This is a genomic window from Streptomyces sp. NPDC046876, assembly GCF_040645035.1.
Taxonomy (GTDB): Bacteria; Actinomycetota; Actinomycetes; order Streptomycetales; family Streptomycetaceae; genus Streptomyces.
This window is the reverse complement of record NZ_JBEYXK010000030.1, coordinates 53,569-74,287: the sequence shown is the minus strand read 5'-3', so window position 1 is coordinate 74,287 and position 20,719 is coordinate 53,569. Positions and strand designations below refer to the sequence as shown.

The 20,719-nt window shown below is 73.6% G+C and carries 18 protein-coding genes, 2 tRNA genes, 1 other RNA gene and 1 pseudogene; 11 read left to right on the top strand and 11 right to left on the bottom strand.

All coding sequences use genetic code 11. The annotated features are described in order from the left end of the window. Nucleotides 1–405: 405 nt before the first annotated feature. Together ABZ924_RS18550 and ABZ924_RS18545 are read right to left on the bottom strand one after the other, a co-directional pair. Nucleotides 406–600 carry a hypothetical protein gene (locus tag ABZ924_RS18550; protein ID WP_361910398.1) on the bottom strand — a complete coding sequence of 65 codons (195 nt, stop codon included), beginning with the start codon at nt 598–600 and terminating at the stop codon, nt 406–408. A gap of 85 nt (nt 601–685) precedes the next feature. Further along, entirely contained in the window at nt 686–1,660 is a 975-nt protein-coding gene (locus ABZ924_RS18545) for a universal stress protein (RefSeq protein WP_361910396.1), read from the bottom strand. Between the two features lie 159 nt (nt 1,661–1,819). On the opposite strand from ABZ924_RS18545, the gene upp reads away from it, so the two are divergent. Beyond that, complete coding sequence (gene upp / locus ABZ924_RS18540) at nt 1,820–2,455, top strand: uracil phosphoribosyltransferase (RefSeq protein WP_179176580.1); 636 nt, start codon at nt 1,820–1,822, stop codon at nt 2,453–2,455. 46 nt (nt 2,456–2,501) lie between these two features. Here upp and ABZ924_RS18535 read toward each other — a convergent pair whose 3' ends face one another. Together ABZ924_RS18535 and ABZ924_RS18530 are read right to left on the bottom strand one after the other, a co-directional pair. Beyond that, complete coding sequence (locus ABZ924_RS18535) at nt 2,502–3,155, bottom strand: LytR C-terminal domain-containing protein (RefSeq protein ID WP_361910392.1); 654 nt, start codon at nt 3,153–3,155, stop codon at nt 2,502–2,504. 172 nt (nt 3,156–3,327) lie between these two features. Beyond that, nucleotides 3,328–3,624 (bottom strand): type II toxin-antitoxin system VapB family antitoxin, encoded by a 297-nt coding sequence (locus ABZ924_RS18530; RefSeq protein ID WP_114058229.1) that lies wholly within the window; start codon nt 3,622–3,624, stop codon nt 3,328–3,330. 88 nt (nt 3,625–3,712) lie between these two features. On the opposite strand from ABZ924_RS18530, the gene ABZ924_RS18525 reads away from it, so the two are divergent. Both ABZ924_RS18525 and opcA read left to right on the top strand, forming a co-directional pair. Continuing rightward, nucleotides 3,713–5,395: a helicase HerA-like domain-containing protein gene (locus ABZ924_RS18525; RefSeq protein WP_361910389.1), complete on the top strand. Its 1,683-nt coding sequence runs from the start codon at nt 3,713–3,715 to the stop codon at nt 5,393–5,395. Nucleotides 5,396–5,529: 134 nt separating this feature from the next. Beyond that, nucleotides 5,530–6,462, top strand: a complete 933-nt coding sequence (opcA, locus tag ABZ924_RS18520) for a glucose-6-phosphate dehydrogenase assembly protein OpcA (RefSeq protein ID WP_361910386.1) — start codon at nt 5,530–5,532, stop codon at nt 6,460–6,462. Here the strand turns inward: opcA and ABZ924_RS18515 are convergent. Both ABZ924_RS18515 and ABZ924_RS18510 read right to left on the bottom strand, forming a co-directional pair. Beyond that, nucleotides 6,411–6,932: a cupin domain-containing protein gene (locus ABZ924_RS18515; protein WP_361910383.1), complete on the bottom strand. Its 522-nt coding sequence runs from the start codon at nt 6,930–6,932 to the stop codon at nt 6,411–6,413. The two genes, opcA and ABZ924_RS18515, sit on opposite strands and share 52 nt — an antisense overlap. Before the next feature lie 85 nt (nt 6,933–7,017). Further along, complete coding sequence (locus ABZ924_RS18510) at nt 7,018–7,653, bottom strand: HhH-GPD-type base excision DNA repair protein (protein ID WP_361910380.1); 636 nt, start codon at nt 7,651–7,653, stop codon at nt 7,018–7,020. 125 nt (nt 7,654–7,778) lie between these two features. On the opposite strand from ABZ924_RS18510, the gene ABZ924_RS18505 reads away from it, so the two are divergent. Together ABZ924_RS18505 and ABZ924_RS18500 are read left to right on the top strand one after the other, a co-directional pair. Next, the gene (locus ABZ924_RS18505; RefSeq protein ID WP_361910377.1) at nt 7,779–8,597 is read left to right on the top strand and encodes a VOC family protein; all 819 of its coding nucleotides are present in this window, start codon (nt 7,779–7,781) and stop codon (nt 8,595–8,597) included. 3 nt (nt 8,598–8,600) lie between these two features. Next, the gene (locus ABZ924_RS18500) at nt 8,601–9,023 is read left to right on the top strand and encodes a TOBE domain-containing protein (protein ID WP_361910374.1); all 423 of its coding nucleotides are present in this window, start codon (nt 8,601–8,603) and stop codon (nt 9,021–9,023) included. Nucleotides 9,024–9,077: 54 nt separating this feature from the next. On the opposite strand, the pseudogene ABZ924_RS18495 reads toward ABZ924_RS18500, so the two are convergent. Together ABZ924_RS18495 and ABZ924_RS18490 are read right to left on the bottom strand one after the other, a co-directional pair. Continuing rightward, nucleotides 9,078–9,275: pseudogene (locus tag ABZ924_RS18495) on the bottom strand (molybdopterin-dependent oxidoreductase); the annotation flags it as partial. A gap of 615 nt (nt 9,276–9,890) precedes the next feature. Then, nucleotides 9,891–9,975 (bottom strand) — tRNA-Ser (locus ABZ924_RS18490). Nucleotides 9,976–10,047: 72 nt separating this feature from the next. Between ABZ924_RS18490 and ffs the strand changes: the two genes are divergently transcribed. The 6 genes from ffs (at nt 10,048) to ABZ924_RS18460 (ending at nt 18,523) form a co-directional block, all read left to right on the top strand. After that, nucleotides 10,048–10,146, top strand: an RNA gene (gene ffs, locus ABZ924_RS18485) — signal recognition particle sRNA small type. 88 nt (nt 10,147–10,234) lie between these two features. Then, complete coding sequence (locus ABZ924_RS18480; RefSeq protein WP_361910371.1) at nt 10,235–12,424, top strand: DNA polymerase III subunit gamma and tau; 2,190 nt, start codon at nt 10,235–10,237, stop codon at nt 12,422–12,424. Nucleotides 12,425–12,484: 60 nt separating this feature from the next. After that, nucleotides 12,485–13,747: a phosphoribosylamine--glycine ligase gene (gene purD / locus ABZ924_RS18475; protein WP_361910369.1), complete on the top strand. Its 1,263-nt coding sequence runs from the start codon at nt 12,485–12,487 to the stop codon at nt 13,745–13,747. Between the two features lie 335 nt (nt 13,748–14,082). Then, entirely contained in the window at nt 14,083–15,804 is a 1,722-nt protein-coding gene (locus ABZ924_RS18470) for a hypothetical protein (protein ID WP_361910366.1), read from the top strand. A 264-nt stretch (nt 15,805–16,068) separates the two neighbouring features. After that, nucleotides 16,069–17,544 carry a N,N-dimethylformamidase beta subunit family domain-containing protein gene (locus ABZ924_RS18465; RefSeq protein ID WP_361910363.1) on the top strand — a complete coding sequence of 492 codons (1,476 nt, stop codon included), beginning with the start codon at nt 16,069–16,071 and terminating at the stop codon, nt 17,542–17,544. 76 nt (nt 17,545–17,620) lie between these two features. Next, nucleotides 17,621–18,523, top strand: a complete 903-nt coding sequence (locus ABZ924_RS18460; RefSeq protein WP_361910360.1) for a phosphoribosylaminoimidazolesuccinocarboxamide synthase — start codon at nt 17,621–17,623, stop codon at nt 18,521–18,523. Nucleotides 18,524–18,578: 55 nt separating this feature from the next. On the opposite strand, the gene ABZ924_RS18455 is transcribed toward ABZ924_RS18460, so the two are convergent. The 3 genes from ABZ924_RS18455 to ABZ924_RS18445 form a co-directional block, all read right to left on the bottom strand. Next, nucleotides 18,579–18,654 (bottom strand) — tRNA-Gly (locus tag ABZ924_RS18455). A 22-nt stretch (nt 18,655–18,676) separates the two neighbouring features. Beyond that, complete coding sequence (locus ABZ924_RS18450) at nt 18,677–19,288, bottom strand: response regulator transcription factor (protein ID WP_361910357.1); 612 nt, start codon at nt 19,286–19,288, stop codon at nt 18,677–18,679. Next, complete coding sequence (locus ABZ924_RS18445; RefSeq protein ID WP_361910354.1) at nt 19,285–20,520, bottom strand: histidine kinase; 1,236 nt, start codon at nt 20,518–20,520, stop codon at nt 19,285–19,287. The genes ABZ924_RS18450 and ABZ924_RS18445 overlap by 4 nt, the downstream gene beginning before the upstream one ends. Nucleotides 20,521–20,719: the final 199 nt, after the last annotated feature.

Genomic DNA, 20,719 nt, shown 5'->3' with positions numbered 1-20,719 from the left:
ACCCGCCCCCCCCGCCCCCCCCACCCCCCCCGGCCGGCCCGCGGGGGGCCGGGGCCCGGCCCCCCCCCCCTGCCCGGCGGAGCCGGGTTCCTCGGGGCGCCGCCCCGAAGCCCGCGCCTCAAACGCCGGCGGGGCTGGAGTTGGCGGCCCCGGGCTTCGGGATGGGGGCGGAAGCTCTGGGATCCCGGCTCCGCCGGGTACGGGGCTCTGCCCGGACCCGCGCCTCAATCGCCGGCAGGGCTTGATTTGTCGGGCCCCCGGCTCAGGTGGTGGCGGGGTCGGTTGGGTTTCTGGGGCGCTGCCCCAGGGCTCGCGCCTCAAGCGCCGGCGGGGCTGGAGTTGGCGGGCCCCCGCTTCGAATGGTGGCGGGGGCCGGGGGTGCCGGAGACGGCTGCGAAGGGCGGGTTACCAGCGGAAGGTGCGCATGCGCATTTGTTGGCGCATGCGGGCTGCGCGGGCGCGGCGGGGTTGGACCCGGTCGCGCAGGGCGCGCGCTTCCATCAGGTCGCGCAGGAACTGCGCACGGCGCGCTCTGCGCTGCGCCGCGGTTTCCGGCGCCGCGTCCTCGCCGTCGTCTCGGCTCGGCTGCGTCTCGGGCATCGGCACCACCCCAGGCTGGTCCGCTCGTACACCCCCGCACCCCACCTTCCCTCGGACGGCCGGTTTGATGCCACCCCTTCGCAGGTCAGGCGTCGTCCGACAGGGCGGGCACCACGGCGACCGGGCCGTGCGCGTGGTGCAGGACCGCGTGGGCCACCGAGCCGATCGCCAGCCCCCGGACGCTGCGGCGCGGGTGGTGGCGGCCCACCACGACCAGGGCCGCCGACCGGGAGGCGTCCACGAGGCGGCCCGCCGCGTCCCCGGGCACGGCGGCCTGCTCGACCGGGACCTGCGGCCAGCGGTCCCGCAGCGGCTGCAGCCGTTCCGTCTGGGCGCGCAGCATCTCCCGTTCGGCCGGGACGGCGTCCGCCTCGTCCGCGAGCCCCTCGGGGGTGAGGACGGCGAAGGGGGTGTCGACCATGACGACGGGCGCGGGCGGGATGGCGTACGCCGAGACCACCTGGACGGTGGTCCCCCGTGCGGCGGCCTCCGCGAAGGCGAAGGCCAGGACGTCCTCGGGGGTCTCGGCGGCGTGCAGGCCGAGGACCACCCGCCCGGCGGACGGCCCGGGACCGGGGGCAGCGCCTCCTGAGTCCCCCGCGTCCCCCGTGTCCCCCGCGGCGCGCTCCGCGTGCGGGACGACCACCACCGGGCACGGCGCCGTCGTGGCCACGGCGCGGCTGTTGGAGCCGAGCAGCAGGGCGGTGAAGCCGCCGCGCCCGCGCGAGCCCATCACCAGCATCCGGGCCTCGGCCCCGATCACCCGCAGCGCCTCCGGAACGGAGCCCTCCAGGGCCTCGTACCGCACCTCGTCCGGCAGTTCGGGGGCCTCCTCCAGCAGGGCCCGGACCCGGTCCGCGACCGGGTCGGGGTATTCCTGCGGGGCGGCCGGGTCGGCCAGGGCGGTGCGCCGGCCCGCGTACAGCTGGGCGCTGTCGGGCAGGACGTGGGCCACGACGAGGCCCGTGCCGTGCCGGAGCGCCGCGCTGCGGGCCCACTCCAGGGCCCGCAGGCTGTGCTCGGATCCGTCCACGGCCGCGATCACGGGTGCGGTGCTCACCCGTCCAGGGTGCTGGGCCACCGGGCGGGCCGCATCCCGGGCGTTCGGGCGCACGGGGGTGCGCACACCGCGTAGCCTTTTGGCTGTGGGTCGCGAAACCGTGCGGCCGTTTTTGCTGGTCGCAGGTCGAAACCCGACTCTTGAGCCTTGGAGGATGTTGTGCGTTTGCAGGTCGTCGATCACCCGTTGGTGGCGCACAAACTGACCACCCTGCGCGACAAGCGCACCGACTCCCCCACCTTCCGTCGGCTCGCCGACGAGCTGGTGACGCTCCTCGCGTACGAGGCCACCCGGGACGTGCGCACCGAGCAGTCCGACATCGAGACCCCGGTCGCGGCGACCACCGGTGTGAAGCTGTCGCACCCGCGCCCGCTGGTGGTGCCGATCCTGCGCGCCGGCCTCGGCATGCTCGACGGCATGGTGCGGCTGCTGCCGACCGCCGAGGTGGGCTTCCTGGGCATGGTCCGCAACGAGGAGACCCTGGAGGCCTCCACGTACGCGACGCGCATGCCCGAGGACCTCTCGGGGCGCCAGGTCTACGTCGTCGACCCGATGCTGGCCACGGGCGGCACGCTGGTCGCGGCGATCCAGGAGCTGATCAAGCGCGGCGCCGACGACGTCACGGCCGTGGTGCTGCTGGCCGCGCCGGAGGGCGTCGAGGTCATGGAGCGCGAGCTCGCGGGCACGCCGGTGACGGTCGTGACGGCCGCGGTGGACGAGCGGCTCAACGAGCACGGCTACATCGTTCCGGGCCTGGGCGACGCGGGCGACCGCATGTACGGCTCCGCCGAGTAGGACGCCGGCGACGCGCTGCCGCCGTACGCGGGCGGCGGCAGCGCGGTCAGCAGGAGGCGGCCGGCACCGGCTGGGGGTGGGCCAGGAGGGCCAGCTCCTTGTCGGCGGCCTCCTTCGGGCTCAGGTCCTTGAAGGCGTCGCCGAGGATCAGGTCGATGTCGGCGCCCTCGCGGGCGTCGTTCTGCTGCGAGTCGCCCTCGATCTGCGTGCTGAGCACGGCGTACGCGGCCTTGGCGGTCTTGGCCGAGCCCACCAGCATCCCCGTCCCGGGGACCTTCTTGTCGAAGTCGGCGGGGGCGTTGCCGACGTGGCCGATGGCGAAGCCGCGCTTCTTCAGCTCGTCGCCGACGGCCTTCGCCAGCCCCGCCCGCTGCGTGGCGTTGTACACGTTGACCGTGATCTCGCCGGGCTGCGGGAGGGCGACCGGGGCGGCGGCGCTCGCAGGGGCGGCGCCCGCCTTGGGCCCCTCGCTCGGGCAGTGCTTCGCGGCCGTGGCGCCGCCCTGTTTCGCGCTGCCGCCCTCCCCGCGGAACACGTGGATGAGCTGCAGCGATCCGTAGCCGAGCACGGCGAGGCCGAGGACTGCGCCGAGCAGGGTGAAGACGATCCGGCGGCGGCGGCGCGGACGGCTCATGCGGGGGTAGGCCGCTCCCGTCACGCGGTACTTTCCGCCCATGCCGGGGGGAGTGAGCATGCTCATGGGCGCAGCGTAATACCGGCCGCTGCCGATGCCCACCGAATGATCTGTTGATAGGGCAAGACCGACCCGAAAGGCGCAATTCGCGCGAATCGGGAACCGAAGAAGCGACCGGCGGCATCCGCTCGCCGGTTCGGGGGACGCAGTGCGTCGCGCGGTGTCGCGAGGCGGTGCGTCAGTCCATTTCGAGGACGCGCGCGTGCAGCACCTGGCGCTGCTGGAGGGCCGCGCGCACGGCGCGGTGCAGCCCGTCCTCCAGGTACAGGTCGCCCTGCCACTTCACGACGTGGGCGAAGAGGTCCCCGTAGAAGGTGGAGTCCTCGGCGAGCAGCGTCTCGAGGTCCAGCTGCCCCTTGGTCGTCACCAACTGGTCGAGCCGGACCGGGCGCGGGGCGACATCCGCCCACTGCCGGGTGGTTTCCCTGCCGTGGTCGGGGTACGGCCGCCCGTTTCCGATGCGCTTGAAGATCACACGGAAAGCCTACCGGGCCGGTGCCTGCGGGCGCAGCCTCGCCCGGTCGGTGCAAAAGTGGCATAGGGGCCTCATTCGGGAGAGTTCTATGAGCGAGAGCACCGACCCGGCGTCTTCGGCGTCTTCGGCGTCTTCGGCGTCTTCGGCGGCGTCGGCGCCTTCGGGGTCCCCTGCCTCCCCGGCCGCCGACCGGATCGCCGCCGGGTACGCCTTCACCGGCCCCGCACTCGAACTGGGCGCCCTGCTCTGGGACGGGACCTGTCTGCCGGACCGCCAGATCCGCATCCCGCTCTCGATGCTCAACCGGCACGGGCTGGTCGCGGGCGCCACCGGCACCGGCAAGACGAAGACCCTCCAGCTCATCGCCGAACAGCTCTCCGCGCACGGCGTGCCCGTGTTCCTCGCCGACATCAAAGGCGATGTCTCGGGCATCTCGGCGCCGGGCGCGGCGAACGACAGGACCGCGCAGCGCGCCGCCGAGGTCGGCCAGGACTGGAAGGCGGCCGGAGTCCCCGCCGAGTTCTACTCGCTCGGCGGGATCGGGCCGGGCATCCCGCTGCGGGCCACCGTGACCGGCTTCGGCCCCGTCCTGATGTCGAAGGTGCTGCAGCTCAACCAGACGCAGGAGCAGTCCCTCGGCCTGATCTTCCACTACGCCGACGCCAAGGGCCTGGAGCTGATCGACCTCAAGGACCTGCGGGCGGTCGTCGCCTTCCTCGTCTCCGACGAGGGCAAGGCCGAACTGAAGGGCATCGGCGGGCTGTCGACCGTCACCGCCGGGGTGATCCTGCGCGCGCTCACCGCGTTCGAACAGCAGGGCGCCGGCGCGTTCTTCGGCGAGCCCGACTTCGACACGGGCGAGTTGCTGCGCACCGCCGCGGACGGGCGCGGGGTGGTCTCCGTACTGGAGCTGCCGGCGGTCCAGGACAAGCCGCAGCTCTTCTCCACCTTCCTGATGTGGCTGCTCGCCGACCTCTACGGCGATCTGCCGGAGGTCGGCGACCTGGACCGGCCCAAGCTCGTCTTCTTCTTCGACGAGGCGCACCTGCTCTTCAACGGGGCCTCGAAGGCGTTCCTGCAATCCATCACCCAGACCGTCCGGCTCATCCGCTCCAAGGGCATCGGCGTGTTCCTCGTGACGCAGACGCCCAAGGACGTCCCGGCGGACGTCCTCGCCCAGCTCGGCAACCGGGTCCAGCACGCGCTGCGTGCCTTCACCCCCGACGACGCCAAGGCGCTGAAGGCCACCGTGAAGACCTTCCCGAACTCGGAGTACGACCTCGAGGAGCTCCTGATGCAGCTCGGCACCGGCGAGGCGGTGGTCACCGTGCTCAGCGAGAAGGGCGCCCCGACCCCGGTCGCGGCGACCCGGCTGCGCGCCCCGCAGTCGCTGATGGGCCCGGTCGGGGCGGCGGAGCTGGACCGGGCGGTGAAGTCCTCGCCGCTGTGGCCGCGTTACGCCGAGCCGGTCGACCGCGAGTCGGCGTACGAGAGGATCAGCGCCGAGCAGGCGGCCGCCGAGGCGGCGGCGGAGGCCGCGGCGGCCGAGGCGGAGGCCGCGAAACAAGCCGAGAAAAAGGCCAAGGAGGCAGCCAAGGAGGCGGCCGAGGAAGCGGCGAAGGCACACCGCCGCGCGCCCCGGCAGGAACCGTCGCTCACTCAGCAGGTGGTGGGGAGCGGGCTGTTCCGCTCACTGGCCCGCTCGGTCGGGACCCAGCTGGGCCGGGAGATCTCGCGCTCGCTCTTCGGGACGGCCAAGCGGCGCAGGTGACGGACGTACGGGGCACCCGGACGTACGGGGTCACGGGTCTGGGCCGCGGATACAGCGGATACAGGTGACGGATTGCGGGCCGGGTTCCGCGGCCGGGTGACGCCGGGCGGCCCCGCGCTGACAGACTTCGGGGCATGCGCACCGAACTCACCGACACCACCTCCGGCAAGGTCGACCGGGCCCTGCTCGAAGCGCGGCGCGCGATCGGCAGCCCCACCAGCGGCCTGGTGCTGACGCTCGTGATCGCCACCGACGAGGAGAACGCGTACGACGCGATCCGCGCGGCGACGGAGGCCTCGCGCGAGCACCCGTGCCGCATCATCGTCGTCATCAACCGCACCGCCCGCGGCCCGCACAAGCTGCGCCAGACCCGGCTGGACGCCGAGCTCCGCGTCGGCTCGGACGCCGGGACCGGGGAGATCGTGGTGCTGCGCCTGCACGGGGCGCTCACCGGGCAGGCGGGCTCGGTGGTCCTGCCGCTGCTGGTGCCGGACGCCCCGGTGGTGGCCTGGTGGCCGGCCGACGCCCCGGCCGATCCGGCCCGGGATCCGCTGGGCGCGCTCGCGCAGCGCCGGATAACGGACGCCGAGGCGGCCGTGGACCCGGTGGCCGCCCTGGACGAGCGGGCCGCCGTGTACGCGCCCGGCGACACCGACCTGGCCTGGACGCGGCTGACGCCCTGGCGCTCGCTGCTGGCGGCCGCGATGGACCAGAAGCCGCTGCCGGTCACCGGCGGGGCGGTGGAGAGCGAGCCGGACAACCCGAGCGCCGAGCTGCTGGCGCGCTGGCTGGAGGACCGGCTGGGGGTGCCGGTCGAGCGCGTCGCCACGGCCGGTCCGGTGGTCACCGGGGTCCGGCTGGACACCCCGCAGGGCGAGATCCGGGTCGACCGCCCCGACGGGGCGCTGGCCGCCCTGATCCTGCCGGGCAGCCCGGACCGCACGGTGGCCCTGAAGATCCGCAGCCTGGCCGAGCTGCTCGCGGAGGAGCTGCGGCGGCTGGATGCGGACGAGGTCTACGCGTCGGCGCTGCGCAGGCGCCCGGCCCAGGCCCCGCTCTCCGCGTAGTGGTTGTCGTACACGGGCTGGCTGTCGATGATGTCCTGCACCGTGGCCCCGCCGGCGCGGACCCGGCCCAGCAGCCGGTAGTAGTCGAAGCGGCCCATGCCGGGCGTGAATCCGACGAAGACCTCGGCAGCGTGGCCCGGCGAGGGGGCGAAGGCGTGCTTGACGCCGGCCGGGACCGAGAGGAAGTCGCCTGCGGTCAGCGTCTTGACCTCGTCGCCGACGAGCACGTCGAGCCGGCCGGAGATGACGTGGAAGAACTCGGTCGCCCTGGTGTGGAAGTGCACCGGGGCTCCGGCCGCGCCCTCCTCGAAGGTGGCGGTGTTGCAGGTGAGCTCGGGGGTGTCGGTCAGCAGGGTGATCGTGCTGCCGGGACCGTCGGTGATCGTCTCGGCGGTGGCGGCGCGGGTGAGGACCTCGTTCGACTGCGTCTCGTTCGGCTGCGTCTCGTTCGGCTGCGTCATCTCGTTCATGACCCCCAACCTACGGGCCGGGTTGACCGGCCACAGGGGTCAATCGGGGGCCTGGATTCCCGGTCAATCCGGCACGGCCGGAAGGTCACTTCCCGCCCTCGGCTGCCTTCCCGGGCTTCTCGGCCTTCCCGGCCTTCTCGGACTTCTGCGCCTTTGCCGCCGCCTTCATCTCCTGCTTGTGCGCCCGCACCTTGGCCAGGGACTCCGGCCCCGTGATGTCCGCCGCCGACCGGTACACGTTCGCCTCCCCGTAGCCGCCGGCCGCCTCGCGCCAGCCCTTCGGGCGCACGCCCAGCTGCTTGCCCAGCAGCGCCAGGAAGATCTGCGCTTTCTGCTCGCCGAAGCCGGGCAGTTCCTTGAGCCGCTCCAGCAGCTCCGCGCCGCTCTCCACGCCGCGCCAGATGCCTTCCGCGTCCCCGTCGTAGTGCTCCACCAGGTACGCGCACAGCAGCTGCACCCGCTTCGCCATCGACCCCGGGTAGCGGTGCACGGCCGGCTTCTGCGAGAGCAGCGCCGCGAAGGCCTCGGGGTCCTGGGCGGCGATGGCGTGCGCGTCCAGGTCGTCCGCCCCCATCCGCCGGGCGATCGTGTACGGACCGGAGAACGCCCATTCCATCGGCACCTGCTGGTCCAGCAGCATCCCGACGAGCGCGGCGAGGGGACTGCGGCCGAGCAGCTCGTCGGCCTCCGGCTGCTGGGCGAGGCGCATCGTGATGTCCATGGATCCAGCCTCTCGCGTGGGCGCGTTCCCCGCGCGCGAGGCACACCGCGGCCCTAGCGTGAGAACCCGGAACCGGAACACGAGTCACGCACGACCTCACGACACGACACAGGAGTCGATCGATCATGGGTGAGTTCCCGGAAGGCACGCCCTGCTGGACGGACGCGATGTTCAAGGACGTGGAGGCCGCCAAGTCCTTCTACGGGGAGGTGCTGGGCTGGACCTTCGGCGAGGCCGCCGGAGAGTACGGCAACTACACGCAGGCCTACTCCGGCGGCAAGGCCGTGGCGGCGGTCGTCCCGCCGATGCCCGGCGCCGACGCCCCGTCGCAGTGGTGTCTGTACTTCGCGTCGAACGACGCGGCGGCCACCGCGGAGAAGATCAGGTCGGCGGGCGGCGAGGTGATGATGGGCCCGATGCAGGTGGGCTCGTTCGGCACCATGGTGATCGCCAAGGAGCCGAGCGGCGCGGTCTTCGGCGTCTGGCAGCCGGGCGAACACAAGGGCTTCGAGAAGGTCGGCGAGAACGGGGCCTTCGCCTGGGCGGAGGTCTTCAGCCGCGACGTCGCCAAGGCGGACGCCTTCCTCCCGCGGGTCTTCCCGTACGGCGCCCAGCAGATGGACATGGGCGACAGCCCCGAGGCGGCCGGGATGGACTACCGGGTCTACCACCTCGGCGGCGCGGACCGGCCGGTGCTGGGCCGGATGGGCATGGGCGAGGAGTTCCCGGCGGAGATCCCCTCGTACATCCAGGTCTACTTCGCGGTCCCGGACTGCGACGAGGCCGTGGCCAAGGCGAAGAAGCTCGGCGGGCAGCTCCACTTCGGGCCGATGGACAGCCCGTTCGGCCGCTTCGCCGCGCTGACGGACCAGCAGGGCGCGGCCTTCGCCGTCATCGACATGTCGACGAAGGTCGGCGACATGCCGAAGATGACGGAGGTTTAGCCCGTGGGCAGCCTGAGCATCCGGAACCAGATCGCCGGCACCGTCACCTCCCTCACCTCCGGCGAGGCCATGACCACGGTCAAGGTCCGGCTGGAGGGCGGCCAGGACCTCACCGCCGCCATCACCACCGACGCCGCGAAGGACCTCGGCCTTGCCGCCGGCTCCGCCGTGAAGGCCCTGGTCAAGGCGACCGAGGTGGCGCTGGCCACCGCCGCCGTCGACGGGATCAGCATCCGCAACCAGCTGTCCGGGACCGTCGCCGACGTCTCCGTCGGCGGCGCCATGGCGTCGGTCAAGGTGGACGTGAACGGGGCCGGGCTGACCGCCGCCATCACCAAGGACGCCGCCGAGGCCCTCGGCCTGTCCGCCGGGTCCTCCGTCGTCGCCCTCATCAAGGCGACGGAGATCTCCCTGGCCACCGCCTGACGCCTGACGCCTGACCGGCTGACCGGCAGGGTCCGGCGGAGCGAGCGCGCCGAACCACACCTGTGTCACGGCGCTGACGTACCGCGCCCCGCACCGGTCCGCCGGCACCACCAGCTGCGCGCCCGCCCCGTCGACCTCCTCCCCGTCGAGGCGGGTCGCCAGCAGCACCGGGCTGTCCCCGAAGTCCGCGTCGAGCTCGGCCCAGGACAGGACGCCGTGGTGCCCGTCCCCGCCGCTCACCGCCAGCAGGAACGCCCAAGCCTCCCGTCGGGATCGAGGATCTGATCCTGACCAGCGCCCGGGACAGCGTGCCGGTCTTCGTGCCGAGCCGCGGCGGCGGTCGGGCCGACCGCCACATGTGGGTTCCTCGCACCGACTGCCGGACCTGGCGGGAGCTGACCGGTCAGTGGGATCCCCTGTCCGAGGTGCCGGAGCCGGAGGCTGACGACGAGATCACCTTCTCCGAGCAGGAGATCGATCGCTCCTGCCGAGCCGGCGAGGAAGGGGGGTTTCGGAGCGATGCCAGGCCGGTCAGGGATCTTGGGCAGCCCACGGGCGGCTTCACCCTCGCCCGCATGCCGACCCAGCGGAAGCGGCGTGCGATGTGGATCACACAAGTGGAGCGGGCTGCAGCCGCGGCCACTCTGGGATGTCCCCGTGGGAGGTCGGTCCGTGCATCGGTGGCGGCCAGTTGATGCGCCAGTACGGGGGCAACGCCCCTATCGCCTGTGACTCCTGCCGGGTCCCGGCCATCCCGCGGCAGCGAGGGGCGTAGATCGGGAACTGCAGCCAAAACTGCAACCACGGAACGACGAAGGTCCCGGCCGCTGAGCGGTCGGGACCTTCGTTTGCCCTGGTGGGCAGAGGCGGAGGATACGAGATTCGAACTCGTGAGGGGTTGCCCCCAACACGCTTTCCAAGCGTGCGCCCTAGGCCTCTAGGCGAATCCTCCGCGACGAACAATACAAGACGATGAGGGGTGCTTGCGAACTCGATACCCGGGGGCTCCATCCGCTAGGGTGGGGCTAGCCCCTCACGTGGCGCTATCTCACCCAACTCCCCCAGGGCCGGAAGGCAGCAAGGGTAAGTGGGCTCTGGCGGGTGCGTGAGGGGCGCTTTGCGTTCCGGGGCGGGCGGCCGGGCACCGGGGACGGTCGGTTCCGGGGAGACGAGGGCCGCCTTTGTCGGCGGGCCCGGATAACCTCGTAGACGTGTCGTCCCTTGCGCTGTACCGCCGCTATCGCCCCGAGTCGTTCGCCGAGGTCATCGGGCAGGAGCATGTCACTGTCCCGCTGATGCAGGCCCTGCGGAACAACCGGGTCAATCACGCGTACCTGTTCAGCGGGCCGCGCGGGTGCGGGAAGACGACCAGCGCGCGCATCCTGGCCCGCTGCCTCAACTGTGAGCAGGGTCCCACTCCCGACCCCTGCGGCGCGTGCCAGTCCTGCCGGGACCTCGCAAGGAACGGGCCGGGCTCGATCGACGTGATCGAGATCGACGCCGCCTCGCACGGTGGTGTCGACGATGCGCGTGATCTTCGCGAGAAGGCCTTCTTCGGGCCTGCGAGCAGCCGGTACAAGATCTACATCATCGACGAGGCGCACATGGTCACCTCGGCGGGCTTCAACGCCCTGCTGAAGGTGGTCGAGGAGCCCCCGGAGCACCTCAAGTTCATCTTCGCGACCACCGAGCCCGAGAAGGTCATCGGGACCATCCGGTCCAGGACGCACCACTACCCCTTCCGGCTCGTGCCGCCCGGCACCCTGCGCGACTACCTGGGCGAGGTCTGCGGCCGCGAGGGCGCCAAGGTCGAGGACGGCGTGCTGCCGCTCGTGGTGCGGGCCGGCGCCGGGTCGGTCCGTGACTCCATGTCCGTCATGGACCAGCTGCTCGCCGGCGCCGCCGACGAGGGTGTGACGTACGCCATGGCCACCTCGCTGCTCGGGTACACGGACGGCTCGCTGCTCGACTCCGTCGTGGACGCGTTCGCCGCCGGGGACGGGGCCGCCGCCTTCGAGGTCGTCGACCGGGTGGTCGAGGGCGGCAACGATCCGCGCCGCTTCGTCGCCGACCTGCTGGAGCGCCTGCGGGACCTGGTGATCCTGGCCGCCGTGCCGGACGCCGCGGAGAAGGGGCTCATCGACGCCCCCGCCGATGTGGTGGAGCGGATGCAGGCCCAGGCCTCGGTGTTCGGGGCCGCCGAGCTGAGCCGCGCCGCCGACCTCGTCAACACCGGGCTCACCGAGATGCGGGGCGCCACCTCGCCGCGGCTGCAGCTGGAGCTGATCTGCGCCCGGGTGCTGCTGCCCGCCGCCTTCGACGACGAGCGGTCCTTCCAGGCCCGGCTCGACCGCCTGGAGCGGAGCGGGCCGCCGGTCTCCGCTGCTCTGCCGTCCGCCGCCGTCCCGGCTGCGGCCCCGCCCGCCATGGGGTACGTGCCCGGGCCCGAGGCGCATCCCATGGCGCCGGCCGCCCCGCAGGCGGCTCCCGCGGCTCCCACGGCTCCGCCTGCAGCGCCTGCGCCGGTGGCCGCGCCGGCTGCTGTCCAGCCTCCGGCTGCCGCGCCCGCTCCGGCTCCTGCGCCCGCTGCGGCTCCTGCGTCCGCGCCCGGCGCCTGGCCCGGGGCCGCGCAGCCCGGGTCCGGGGCGCGGGGGGCCTGGCCCAGCGCGGCCACGCCCGGGCAGGGCGTGCCTGCCCCGGCCGCAGCTCCCGCGCCCGCCGACCGGGCGCCGGCGCCCGCCGCCGCGGCCCCCGCCGCGCCGGCCGCCGCCGCGCCCTCCCCGGGGATGGCCGCCGGTGTCGGGCAGGTGCAGGCGATGTGGCCCGGCATCCTCGAGGCCGTCAAGAACCGCCGCCGGTTCACCTGGATCCTGCTCAGCCAGAACGCCCAGGTCACCGGCTTCGACGGGACGACCCTGCAGCTCGGCTTCCCCAACGCCGGGGCCCGCGACAACTTCGCGAGCAGCGGCAGCGAGGACGTGCTCAAGGCCGTTCTGGCCGAGCAGTTCCAGGTCAACTGGAAGATCGACGCCGTGGTCGGCGGTGGCGGCGGAGGATCGCCGTCGGCCCCGCAGGCCGCGTATGGTGCGCCCGCGCCGTCGTACGGGGCCCCGGCCGCCCCGGCTCCGGCGGCCCCCGCCTACACCCCGCCCCCGGCCGCGCCTGCCCCCGCGCCCGCCCCGGTGCAGCAGCCTCCGTCGGCCCCGCAGCAGCCGTACCGGCCGCCGCAGGCCGCCGCCGCTCCGCAGCCGCCCGTCCCGCAGGCACCGCCGCCGGTGGCGCCTGAGGACGACGTGGCGGAGGCGGACGATCCCGACCTCGTCGAGAGCGCCCTGACCGGACACGACCTCATCGTGCGCGAGCTCGGAGCCACCGTTGTAGAGGAATATACGAACGAGTAGAGGGGTGCTTTTGGGTGGCCGCACGAAGGGCCGCCCGGCGAGCGGGCTAGGCTGCATGGCGTGAAGGTCCTCGTCATCGGCGGCGGCGCCCGCGAACACGCCCTGTGCCGCTCTCTGTCCCTCGACCCCGACGTCAACGCGCTGTACTGCGCTCCCGGCAACGCCGGCATCGCCGAGGTGGCGGAGCTGCGCCCGGTCGACGCCCTCGACGGCGCGGCCGTGGCCGGCCTCGCCACCGAGCTCGGCGCCGACCTGGTCGTCGTCGGTCCCGAAGCGCCGCTGGTCGCCGGCGTCGCCGACGCCGTGCGCGCCGCCGGCATCCCCGTCTTCGGCCCCTCGGGCGAGGCGGCGCAGCTGGAGGGCTCCAAGGCGTTCGCCAAGGACGTGATGGCCGCGGCCGGCGTCCCGACCGCCCGCAGCTACGTGTGCACCACGCCGGAGGAGGTGGACGAGGCCCTCGACGCCTTCGGCGCCCCGTACGTGGTCAAGGACGACGGCCTCGCGGCCGGCAAGGGCGTCGTCGTCACCGAGGACCTGGAGGCGGCCCGCGCCCACGCGCTGGCCTGCGACCGGGTCGTCATCGAGGAGTACCTCGACGGCCCCGAGGTCTCGCTGTTCGCCATCACCGACGGCGTCACCGTCCTGCCGCTCCAGCCGGCGCAGGACTTCAAGCGCGCGCTCGACGGCGACGAGGGCCCCAACACCGGCGGCATGGGCGCGTACTCGCCGCTGCCCTGGGCCGACCCGAAGCTGGTCGACGAGGTCCTGGAGACGGTGCTCCAGCCGACCGTGGACGAGCTGCGCCGCCGCGGCACCCCGTTCTCCGGCCTGCTCTACGCCGGTCTCGCGATCACCTCGCGCGGCGTGCGCGTCATCGAGTTCAACGCCCGCTTCGGCGACCCCGAGACCCAGGTCGTGCTGGCCCGGCTGCGCACCCCGCTCGCGCGGGTGCTGCTGCACGCCGCCAACGGCACCCTGGACGCCGAACCGCCGCTCAGCTGGCGCGAGGACGCGGCCGTCACCGTGGTCATCGCCTCCCACAACTACCCGGGCACCCCGCGGACCGGCGACCCGATCGAGGGCCTGGACGAGGTCGTGGCCGAGGACGGCCCCGACGTGTACGTGCTGCACGCCGGGACCAGGCGCGAGGGCGACGCGGTCGTCAGCGCGGGCGGGCGCGTGCTGTCGGTGACGGCGACCGGTTCCGACCTGGCGCAGGCCCGGGCGAAGGCGTATAAGGCCGTCGACCGGATCCGGCTGGCGGGGTCGCAGCACCGGACCGACATCGCGGCCAAGGCGGCAGAGGCGGCCGCCGGACGCTGAGCAGCAGGGGGTTCCGGCGCGGAATCCGACGCGGGCCCGGTGCGCACCCACGTGCGCGCCGGGCCCGCGCGCATGTGCGGGCGGGGCGGGGGCGTGGGGGTGCGCGTACGTGCGTGTGCGAGTGCCTCCGGCCGCGTTCGAACGCAGCCAGCTTTACCCAAAGCCATTCCATCGGGTGATCGTCCTGTGGTCCGGCTGACTGCCGGGCGCTCCCCAACTAGGGTGCGGCGCAAGCATTCCGGCACTTGGCCCACCGGCATTGCGATGTCAGTGGCGGGTGTCACAGTGGGGGAGTGAGCAAAACCGCCGCAGGGCAGAGGGGGTGAGGTCCGGCCGTGTCCGGAACCGGTTCGTATCTGGAAGGGGGCGCGCCGTCCGCGCGCTCCCGGGCCCTGGCCGTGCTGCGGGTCCGCAGCAGGGCGCTGGCCGTCGGCCTGCTGCCCGCCGCGCTCGCGGTGGTGCTGGTGAGCGCCCGGATGACGGGGCGGCTGGCCGGGGATCCCTGGCCGCTGGTGACCGTGGTCGTGTGCGTCGTGGCCGCGGTGGTGCTGCTCGTCGGCGGGGTCTTCGCCGCGGTGGTGGTGCGGGCGGGGCCCGCGCTGACGCCGACGGTGCCGCTGTCCGAGGCGGAGGCGCCGGACCTGTACCGGCTGGTGCGGGATCTGGCGGACCGGATGGACGTGCCCGCGCCGTCGGCGATAGCCCTCACGCCGGACTGCGACAGCTGGCTGGAGGACCGGACGCATGCGGCGCACCGGCGTAGCCGGCGGTCGTCCGGGAAGCGCTCCGAGGCTTCCGGCGGCTCCGGCGACTCCGGCCGCTCTGCCCGTCCCGGCAGTCCCGACCACCCCCACCGTCCCATAGCCGTCGGGCCCGAGGCCGAGCCCGGGGCGGCTCCCGTGCTGGTGATCGGGTCGCCGTTCCTGTGGTGGATGAGGGTGGCCGAGCTGCGGGCCGTGCTCGCGCCGGTCGTCGCCGGTACGGGGCCCTCGGCGCACCCCGACATAGCCGATGCCCGGGGCTTCGTCCGCGGGCTGGACGCCGCCGCGGACGTGGGCAGCCGGCCGGGCCTCGGCTGGATCGGCGGGCCGGCGCGGCTGCTGCTGCGGCTGTGCCGGACGGACGCCGCCGAGATGGAGCGCGGGGTCGCCGCGGCCGCCTCGGAGCGGGCGCAGCGCGTGGACTACGGGGTGCGGATCGTCGCCCAGGAGCAGGTCGGCCTCGCGTACGCGGGCTGGGACCGGCTGCTGACGCGGGTCGCGCTGCCCGCGTGGCGGATGGGCCGGTGGCCCTCGCACCTCGACGCCGGGGTCGTCTCGGCGCTGACCGAGCTGTCCCGGCGGGACCGGCTGGCCGACGGGTTCGCCTCGCGGCTCGGCGAGCGGCCCGCGTGCGATCTGCTGGAGCGGCCGGGGGACGTCGACCGGGCGGCCTCGCTGCTCGCGGCGCGGCTCTTCCACGGCGGACCGGCCGAATCCGGGCCGGACTGGGCGCCGGTGGACTGGGCGGCGTATCCGGAGGAAGTCGTGGACCGTACGTGGCGGGCGGAGGCCGCCCGTCTGCACGGGGCCTTGGACGCCCTCGCCGTGCCGCCGGGAGCCGGGCCGACGCTGGACCGGGTGCTGGACCACCTCGCGGACGCCGGCGGTGACGGCGCCGCCGCAGAGGCGCTGGCCGGACGGCTGAGCGGGGACCTGGCCCGGGAGGAACGTTCCCGTTCCGGCAGCGGTACGGCTGGCGGCGCGGGCGGGCGGGCCGGTGGCGGGGCGCGCGGGGTGGATGCCCTGCCGCTGTTCCCGCTGCAGCCGCCGCGCAGCGGCCGGGACCTGCTGGCCGACCACGTGACGGCGATGGTGTGCTGCGCGGCCGTGGACTGCGTCGGCGCCGGTCCGGGCCTGGACTGGCTCGACGGCCCCGTACTGCTGGTCGGCGGCGAGCGGCGCTCGGACCTGGCGCCGCGGGTGCTGAGCCTGGTCGAGGACGGGGATCCGACCCCGCTGCGGGACTGGCTGACGGAGCTCGGAGTCCGGCCCGAGAAGCCGATTCGGCTGGTCTGAGGCCCCCTCTCCACCCCCTGCATCCCGTCCGCCTCCCGATTCTGGCTCCCGCCCCGTGCCTCCTGCGGCTCCGCTCCCTCTCCTGCCGTGCCGCTGCGGCGCGCCCCCGCGACCGCTGTGTGCTTCCGCCCGAGGACGGGCGCGGTCGGCCGGTTGTGGCGAACGGTGACGGAATGAGTGCGTTATGTGATGTGCTGGGATCGGCCGCGGCCGGAGCCGCGCCGGAGACGAGACCGTTCGGGGGAGCGAGGGAGGGGCGCGGAAATGGGTGCGGACCAGATTCGGCGATGGGAGTCAGGGGCACTCGCCCATGCGGTGAACGATCCCTTCGGGCAGGGGCCGCTGCCGTGGTTCCGCGGCAGTGAGGTGTACTTCGACGACACCGGGCAGGTCGTGCCCTGGTACGTGGACCCCGCGCTGGCTCCCGGCCGGGCGCCGCGCGGCTCCGGCGGAGGCCCCCGGACCGCCGATGACGTGCACCGGCAGATCAAGGGCTTCACCTCCACCGGCGCGGTGGCCCCCGGGGAGGCCATCGACTTCCACGTCACCGTGGATCCGCCCCAGCAGTTCTCCGTGGACGTCTACCGGATCGGCCACTACGGGGGCGACGGCGCGTCGAAGATCACCACCAGTCCGCGGCTGTCGGGCATCGTCCAGCCGGCGCCGCTGACCGCCGACCGGACCGTGTCCTGTCACCACTGGTGGCTGTCCTGGCGGCTGCAGGTGCCGACGTACTGGAACCTGGGCGCGTACGTGGCCGTGCTGACCACGGCGGACGGTTATCGCTCGCACATCCCCTTCACCGTGCGCGATGACCACCCCGCCGACCTGTTGCTGCTGCTGCCCGACATCACCTGGCAGGCCTACAACCTGTACCCGGAGGACGGCCGGACCGGCGCGAGCCTCTACCACGCCTGGGACGAGGACGGCCGGCTGCTGGGGGAGCAGGACGCCGCGGTGACCGTCTCCTTCGACCGGCCCTATGCCGGGGCCGGGCTGCCGCTGCACGTGGGGCACGCGTACGACTTCATCCGGTGGGCCGAGCGGTACGGCTACGACCTCGCCTATGCCGACACGCGGGACCTGCACGCCGGCCGCGTCGACCCGACGCGGTACCGGGGGCTCGTCTTCCCCGGGCACGACGAGTACTGGTCGGCGGCGATGCGCCGAACCGTGGAGCGGGCCCGGGACCGAGGCACCTCGCTGGTCTTCCTGTCCGCCAACACGATGTACTGGCAGGTCGAGCTGGCCCCCTCGGCCTCGGGGGTCGAGGACCGGCTGTTGACCTGCCGAAAACGCCGCGGTCCCGGCCGGCCCGCCCTGTGGCGCGAGGTCGACCGGCCGGAGCAGCAACTGCTCGGCATCCAGTACGCGGGGCGGGTCCCCGAGCCCGCGCCCCTGATCGTGCGCAATGCCGACCACTGGCTCTGGGAGTCCACCGGCGCCGCCGAGAACGACGAACTGCCGGGACTGGTGGCCGGCGAGGCCGACCGGTACTTCCCGCGCACCCAGCTTCCCGAGCACCGGGAGCGGATCCTGCTCGCCCACTCCCCGTACCGGGACGGCGAGGGCGCCAAGCGGCACCAGGAGACCTCCCTGTACCGGGCGCCCAGCGGGGCCCTGGTCTTCGCCTCCGGCACCTTCGCCTGGTCCCCCGCCCTGGACCGCCCGGGGCACGTCGACGAGCGGGTCCAGCGGGCCACCGCGAACCTCCTCGACCGGATCTGTAAGAGGGACTGAGCAGCCCCGTCGTACGTGCCGGGTGGGCCGTACGGGACAATGGGGCTGCGCTCGTACAGAACCACAGGGAGACCCCGTGTCCGGATTCGTCGAAAAGCCCGAGCCGGTTCAGGTTCCCGGCCTCGTCCACCTCCACACCGGCAAGGTGCGCGACCTCTACCGCGACGGGGACGGCAACCTCGTCATGGTCGCCAGCGACCGGATGTCCGCGTTCGACTGGGTGCTGCCCACCGAGATCCCGGACAAGGGCCGCGTCCTGACGCAGCTCTCGCTGTGGTGGTTCGACCAGCTCGCGGACCTCGTACCGAACCACGTGATCGGGACGGAGCTCCCCGAGGGCGCCCCCGCCGACTGGGCCGGCCGCACCCTGGTCTGCAAGAACCTGAAGATGGTCCCCGTCGAGTGCGTGGCCCGCGGCTACCTGACCGGCTCGGGCCTCGCCGAGTACGAGCAGACCCGGACGGTGTGCGGACTCGCCCTGCCCGAGGGGCTCGTCGACGGCTCCGAGCTGCCCGCCCCGATCTTCACCCCGGCCGCCAAGGCCGAGGTCGGCGAGCACGACGAGAACGTCTCGTACGAGGAGGTCGCCCGGACCACCGGCGCCGAGACCGCGGCCCTCCTGCGCCAGACCACCCTGGCCGTCTACGGGCGGGCCCGGGACATCGCGCGCGAGCGCGGCATCATCCTCGCCGACACCAAGTTCGAGTTCGGTTTCGACGCGGACGGCACGCTGGTCGCCGCCGACGAGGTGCTGACCCCGGACTCCTCCCGCTTCTGGCCGGCCGACCAGTGGGAGCCGGGCCGTACGCAGCCCTCCTTCGACAAGCAGTTCGTCCGCAACTGGCTGTCCTCCCCGGAGTCCGGCTGGGACAGGAAGTCCGAACTGCCGCCGCCGGCCCTGCCGCAGGAGGTCGTCGAGCAGACCAGCGCCAAGTACATCGAGGCGTACGAGCGGCTCACGGGCCAGGAGTGGTCGTAGGGAACGGCGTGGGGAAATGAAGAAGCCCCCGGTCGAGGACCGGGGGCTTCTTTCATGGAGCGGACAACGAGACTCGAACTCGCGACATCCACCTTGGCAAGGTGGTGCTCTACCAACTGAGCTATGTCCGCATGCGCCGTAGCGCGGGAACCACTATACCCAACCCCGCTCCCGTGCGAGACGCACTGCGGTGTGGCGGTTCTCCGCGCCCAGCTTCGAAGCCGCCGACGACAGGTAGTTGCGCACGGTGCCCTGGGAGAGGTGCGCCCGCTCGGCGATCTCCGCGATCGGTGCGCCGTCCCCGGCGAGCTCCAGCACCTCGGCCTCGCGCGCGGTCAGCGGCGAGTCGCCCGCGCTGATCGCATCGGCGGCCAACTCGGGGTCCACGTACCGGCCTCCGGCGTGGACCGTGCGGATCAGTTCGGCCAGCCGCTGCGCCGAGACGGTCTTCGGCGCGAACGCGCGGACGCCCGCCGCCAGGGCCCGCTTGAGGTGGCCCGGCCGCCCGTGGCTGGTGACGATCATGGTTTTGCAGTCGGGGAGTTCGGCCTTCAGCGATGTGGCCACACTCACACCGTCCGACCCGGGCATCTGCAGGTCCAGGACCGCCACGTCGGGCCGGTGGGCCCGGGCCATCGCCAGCGCCTCCGGCCCCGACGCGGCCTCGGCGACGACCAGCAGGTCGTCCTCCAGGGCCAGCAGGGCGGCGAGCGCGCCGCGGATCAGGTGCTCGTCGTCGGCGAGCAGTACGCGTACGGGGCTCATGCCCGTGCCTCCAGTCCTCGCAGGTGCCGTTCGGGGATCCGGGCCCGGAGCCGGAACCGGCCGTCGCCGACGGGGCCGGCCTCCAGGGTGCCGTCGAGCACGGCGAGCCGCTCCCGCAGCCCGGCGAGACCAGATCCCGGCGGCCCGGCGGGGGCCTCGGGGGCCCCGTCGTTCTCCACCACCAGCGTCAGTGCGTCCGCCTCCGGGGCGGTGAGCCGGATCAGGCAGGAGCGGGCGTCGCCGTGCCGCAGGACGTTCGTGGTCGCCTCCCGGACCACCCAGCCCAGCGTCGACTGGACCTCGGGGCGCAGGTTCCGGCCGGCGTCGACCTCGACCCGGCAGTCCATGCCGGCCGCGGTCAGTACGCCCCGCGCACCCTCGAGCTCCGCCGTGAGGTCGGCCTCCCGGTATCCGCGGACGACGTCGCGGACCTCGCGCTGCGACTCCCGGGCGATCCGCTGGACCTCGACCATCTGGTCGACGGCCTCGGGGCGTTCGCGCCGGGCCAGCTGGACGGCGAGCTCGCTCTTGAGGGCGATCACCGCGAGGTTGCGGCCCATCACGTCGTGCAGGTCGCGCCCGAAGCGCAGCCGCTCCTCGGCCACGGCGAGCCGCGCCTGGGCGTCCCGGGCGTGGTCCAGCTCGTACACGGTCCTCAGCAGCCAGGAGGAGAAGCCGCAGGCCAGGGTCAGGAGCAGGCTGGTGAGGAAGACGCCGAGCGCGTAGCCGACGGCCTCCGCGGCGTTGCGCCCGGCGGCCAGGGCCGCACAGGCCGCGAGGGCCGCGGCGGCGGGCGGGAGGCAGAGCATGTGCCGGGCCCGGGGCAGGGTCAGGGTCAGCGACCCGGAGGCGAAGGCGACCAGGTTGACGACGAGGGAGGGGGTGGCGCCGTCCTGGGTGATGGCCCCGGCGGCGCGCAGCGCGAGCAGTCCGACGATCTCGGCGGCGGTGAGGGCGCCGAGGGCGACGGCGAGCCGCACGGGCCGCTCGCGCCGGCCCAGGGCCCAGTCCAGCGCCCTGGAGGCGAGCAGTCCGCACAGCCCGATGTGCACGGTGAACGGCACGGCGAGCACCGCGGAGGCGGTCGAGGGGATCTCGGGCACGAGCCCGCCCAGCATCGCCAGCACCTGGAGGACCATCATGAAGTGGAACGACCAGCGGGTGTACAGCTCGACCTTCCCCGCACTGCTGCGGCCCTGCCACCACCCCGTCAGTCTGGACACGCTCCCCATCCCCCCATCGCCCTGCCTCGGGCGTCGTTCCCCATGGCTCAAGCCTCGCGGCTCCCCGGCCGTGGCACGCCTGCGCACGGTCATCGGTCCCGATGACATTTGTCAGGGCGGGGCGGTTGCGGCGCGCGGCGCGCTTCGTGCGTCGAGCTTCTCTCTTCGCGCTTTCGCGCATACGACAAAGGCCCTGATCGATGATCAG